This is a genomic window from Arthrobacter sp. H14 (genome assembly GCF_000520495.1).
GTDB lineage: Bacteria > Actinomycetota > Actinomycetes > Actinomycetales > Micrococcaceae > Arthrobacter_C.
In genome coordinates, this window is the sequence record NZ_KI914661.1 from 27,037 (window position 1) to 31,620 (window position 4,584).

Sequence of the window (4,584 nt, forward strand, 5' to 3'; positions counted from 1 at the left end):
CTGATCCCGGCAATGGCGGCCCTGGTCGTGTACGGCCTCGGGACATCAACCGGAGCGGTTACCTTCAACTCGCTCCTGCAGACTGAAACACCGGAACGGCTCCGTGGACGGATATTCGCAACCTCCGACATGCTGTGGCAGTCCGGCCGCCTCATATCCCTTCTTGCCGGCGGCGTCATTGCCGATACGTTAGGTATTCAGGCCGTCTTCTATATCGGCGCCGCACTGTTGTTCGCAGCAGCGTGGGCCGGCTGGCGCGGGCTCAAGACCTAAACGCCTATCGGACGTCCACGAGCTTGGCGTAGACGACCAGGTTTTCCACGAACTCGCCTGAGGACTCGGTGAAGCCGTCACAGGTGATCAGGCGCAGTTCCGCTCCCTCAGTCGGTTGGTATACCGCCTTTGTGGGGAACTCATTCTTGGGGTAGAGCTCGCTCTTGTACACCTCGAAAATGGCCGTCGACCCGTCCTCGCGGTCAACAGTAATAGTGTCACCTTCGACCAACGATTCCAGGTTATAGAACACCCCGCTCTCGTCGGCCAACGAGTTCACGTGACCGAGCAACACCGCCGGACCGATCTCGCCAGGGCTGGGCGAGCCCTTGTACCAGCTGGCGGGAGCGCCCTCGTGCTCCGGCGGGACTTCGAGCGTATTGTCTTCGCGCAGTCCGGTTTTTATGATGTCATCCTGCCGGTCCAGAGCGGGAATGGAGAAACCCACAGGCTTCGAAGGTTCCATAGCCAGCTCAACTTCGGGCAGAGTTGCTTTCTTAGCCTGCATGGCTCCGGACGTATTGGACGAACTCGGCACAGGATTGGGCGACGCCGGTGCCGAAGCGGACGGCTTAGGCGCGGCGTTACCGCCCGCTTCCCCTTCGCCCCCCGCATTTGGAGAGCCGCACCCAGCGAGCAGAAGCAGGAGGACCGCGGCAGAACCCGCCGTATTGCGGAAACGTCGACCGGTATAGCTGTTCATCATGGTAGGGAGCATAACGGTAATTCGGTGCTACCGTGTCACCTTCGACCAGCGATTCCAGCTCATAGAACACGCCGCTCTCATCAGCCAGCGAGTTCACGTGACCGAGCAACACCGCCGGACCGGTCTCGCCAGGTGTGGGCGAGCCCTTGTACCAACTGGCAGGAGCGCCCTCGTGCTCGGGCGGCACTTCGAGCGAATTGTCTTCACGCAGACCGGTTTTAATAATGTCATCCTGCCGGTCCAGGGCGGGAATGGAGAAACCCACCGGCTGCGAAGCTTCCATGGCCAATTCAGCTTCCGGCGGAGTTGCCTTCTTGGCCTGCATGGCTCCGGACGTATTGGAAGAACTCGGCGGCGGATTGGGCGACGCCGGTGCCGAAGCGGACGGCTTGGGTGCGGTGTTACCGCCCGCTTCGCCTTCGCTCCCCGCATTAGGAGAGCCGCACCCAGCGAGCAGAAGCAGGAGGACCGCGGCAGACCCTGCCGTATTCCGGATACGTCGACCGGTATAGCTGTTCATCATGGTAGGGAGCATAACGGTAATTCGGTGCTATCCACATCCCAGATGGGTCAACCCGTCGAACACCCCAGCACGCCATGCCGGTCCGTGCCTCTCACCGGCGTCACGGATGGGCACTAAAACGGGGCCACCTTTTTGCAGTGGCGGAAGCGGCGGTCCCACTCCGCAGGGATCGCGAAAAGGCATTGTCCATAGTGGGAAAACCTGGCCTTAGCGGCCCACCTTTCATCTTGGAGCGGAGGGCATAGCCGCCACCTGCTGCTCTTAATCCGGCGGAGTATTGGAGCACCTCTTGTTCAACGGGCGCTGTTTCCGATCGTCCTGGCCAACCAGCTAGGTATGCAATCAGATCTGAAGCCCACCCTTGTCAGTCCTCAGGGCTTGTCATGGAGAGGCTGTCCGCCAGGAGAAGCAGAAGATACGCTGCTCCTGAGCGAAGAATCGGAGGGAAGCTGGGGAGGATGCACAACACCTTCGCGGACTTATTCAGGAACTGATCAATGCAATGGCAGAAACGGAATAGTCTGTAACGACATGGATTCCGGAGCACGCGGATGTCTGCATGCCCCCGGCAGCCACGGCCGCATCGCCGGAAGAAGCCAAACCGGCCCTCGTAAAGATGGCGCTGAACGGGCCCACCGCGTGCCAGGTGACCAATGAGCACAAGTAAACTTGCAGCCCCGGCCAGTCGCTACTCGGTCGTTGATGGGGCTGTTGGTGTTTCTGAGCACTGTTGACCGTGGTCGTAAGCCGCCGCCCACCGTCCCCGTACCAACATTCACCCGACTGCATTGGCAATAAATGATCCCCTCCACTCCCCTGCCGCCACGGCACGCTCGTCGTGACCGGAACGTGACAATCAAGTAAAGGATGATGTAGCTTGGCGTTTGTGTCGTAAACCTACATTGGGGCGGCACCCTTGGGTAGATTGCTTAACTCTGCCACTATCGCAAGGTCCCGTTCGCAACATTCTGGCAGAGGCGGGGGAACCATCATCGGGCTCCCTTAGGGCCCTTGGGGTTAAGCCGCATACACCCGGGTATTACTGGATGCCTGGGTGGTGCGGCCGGGTGACTCCCATCCGAATCCGACAGCTCACCCCGCAGGCATTGGGAGAGGTAAATAACGTGTCCAAGAATTCTCATACAGCGCGCCACCGTGCGACCCCGGTCCGCACCAGCCCGCTACGGTCCATCTCCAAGGCTGTTTCCACCAATGCCGGCAGTATCGGCCGGCCAGTCGCCGTTCTTGCAGCAGCGTCTGCCATGATGCTTGGGATTGTCGCCCCGGCACAGGCCTCCGCCACGGCCAACCAGCCCGCAGCGGCCGTCACGGCTGCACCGGCCGCAGGCTACACCGCCAATACCGGGGCAGCAGTCAGCGGCTCATCGAGCTACACCGTACAGTCCGGTGACACCCTGGCCGGGATTGCAGCCAAGCACGGGGTCAGCCTCGGTACTGTTCTGTCCCTGAACGGACTGAGCATGAACTCGGTCATCTACCCGGGAGACACCATTGCGCTCTCCGGCAGCGGAAACACTGCAGTCGCCGCCACGGTCAGTGCCTCAACATCCGTAACGCCCGCATCCCCTGCCCCCGCAGCGGAGGTGGCCAGTTCCACAAATAACTCGTCGGCTTCGAACGTGAGCCTTGCCAGCTCGGGTTATACCGAGATCCCCGCAACGTCGACCAACGCGGCTATCCTCGCCTCGGCCAATGGCCAGCTGGGAGCAATCCAGGACTGCACCGTTCTGGGTGAGCAGGCACTGCGGGCCGCGGGCATCAGCGGTGTTGGCGATGAATCCCCCGAATCGCTGATGGGGTACGCCACCCAGGTCTCCAACCCGCAGCCCGGAGACTTCATCTACTACGCCGACGGCGGGATGGGCTTCTCCCACAACGCCATCTACATCGGCGGCGGCCAAGCAATTCACAGTGGCTGGAACGGCAACCAGACTGTCGTCAAGAGCGTAGACGTCGGTTCCGGACCGGTCTACTACCGGGTCAACGGCTAAGACGCTGACTGACAACTGAATAGCAGTAATAGCACGACCCTGAAAGTGCCCGGCTGGAAAATCCAGCCGGGCACTTTCCTGCAGCGGCCTTGGTATGGGTGCGGGGCTGTGAGGATGGTGGCCGTGAGGCAGGACGCGAGCATCGATGGTCGTTTAGCGTATACACCAGTTCTGGACCGCACCGGTTGGATTTTGGCTGTGCCCCCCGACTGCGTTCTCCCTTTGTCCCGTTCCAGAGGATCGTCACCGGCACTGCAAGGCACCGTGCAGCGACACCCGGCTGCAGCCTGGTGTGTGGCTTCTTCGAGCGGCCCGAGGCCCGGTCGGGCCGCGCCCACTCCTCACTGACGATGAATCGACTGGCAGCATTCCGTGCCCATGGCGCTCATCCTGGTTTCGTTGCGAACTACAGTGGACAGCTTCGATGCAGCGCATGGAAAATTTCTCCGGCGATTGAGTACGGGATTCGCTTCAGCAGCCCATAATCCGCCACCATTGGGCGGCGATACGCGAGGCCGAAGCGCTCCCCCCAGTTCTCCAATTCGCGTAGCCGATCAAAGACATGGTGCGCACCCTGAAATCCGCGTGCTGCTATCCGCTGATACGGATGTAGATGAACGGCATCCCGTTTTCGACGGTCGACCCCGAAATCGACTGCCCGTTATGGACGGCGTTGCCATTACCGGTATAGATCGCAACATGCGGCTCCCCGGAACCACCGTCGGGATAGTAAACCAGGTCCCCCGGCAGGGCAGCGGACGCGTCGACTTCCTGTCCTAACGTCGGGTAGCCTGCCGGGCCGCCGGTGTAGTCCACTCCGGCTGACGCGAGAATGCGGTCAACCTGCACCACGGACTCCAGGGAGGTTCCCTTCAGAGCGTCGAGCGCCGCGATTATGGCAGTCTGCGGACTGACGGGAACGACCGGCTTTTGCGGTGCCGTAGGGCTTGGCTCCGGCTGGCTCGGCTGGGGTGCCGGGGCCGTGGGACCCGGCTTTGGCTGGCTCGGCTTGGGTGCCAGCACCTTGGGACCCGGCTTTGGCGGTGCCGTAGGGCTTGGCTCCGGCTGGC

Annotated in this window: 4 protein-coding genes, 1 pseudogene and 1 riboswitch; of the genes and pseudogenes, 2 read left to right on the top strand and 3 right to left on the bottom strand. The window is 61.7% G+C overall.

Features of this window, described 5'->3' with window-relative positions; genetic code table 11:
- A pseudogene (locus Y707_RS26085) lies at positions 1–273 on the top strand (hypothetical protein); the annotation flags it as partial.
- 4 nt (positions 274–277) lie between these two features.
- On the opposite strand, the gene Y707_RS30755 reads toward Y707_RS26085, so the two are convergent.
- A complete protein-coding gene (locus tag Y707_RS30755) occupies positions 278–781 on the bottom strand; it encodes a class F sortase (protein ID WP_253905176.1) in 504 nt (167 codons plus the stop codon).
- Positions 782–857: 76 nt separating this feature from the next.
- The gene (locus tag Y707_RS30760; protein ID WP_155852988.1) at positions 858–1,502 is read right to left on the bottom strand and encodes a sortase domain-containing protein; all 645 of its coding nucleotides are present in this window, start codon (positions 1,500–1,502) and stop codon (positions 858–860) included.
- Positions 1,503–2,451: 949 nt separating this feature from the next.
- Positions 2,452–2,622, top strand: a riboswitch (cyclic di-AMP (ydaO/yuaA leader).
- A 4-nt stretch (positions 2,623–2,626) separates the two neighbouring features.
- Here Y707_RS30760 and Y707_RS0113720 point away from each other — a divergent pair.
- Positions 2,627–3,514 carry a LysM peptidoglycan-binding domain-containing protein gene (locus Y707_RS0113720; RefSeq protein ID WP_026535507.1) on the top strand — a complete coding sequence of 296 codons (888 nt, stop codon included), beginning with the start codon at positions 2,627–2,629 and terminating at the stop codon, positions 3,512–3,514.
- Positions 3,515–4,105: 591 nt separating this feature from the next.
- Here the strand turns inward: Y707_RS0113720 and Y707_RS32195 are convergent.
- A partial coding sequence (locus Y707_RS32195) for an NlpC/P60 family protein (protein ID WP_216699255.1) occupies positions 4,106–4,584 on the bottom strand: 479 nt, incomplete at its 5' end.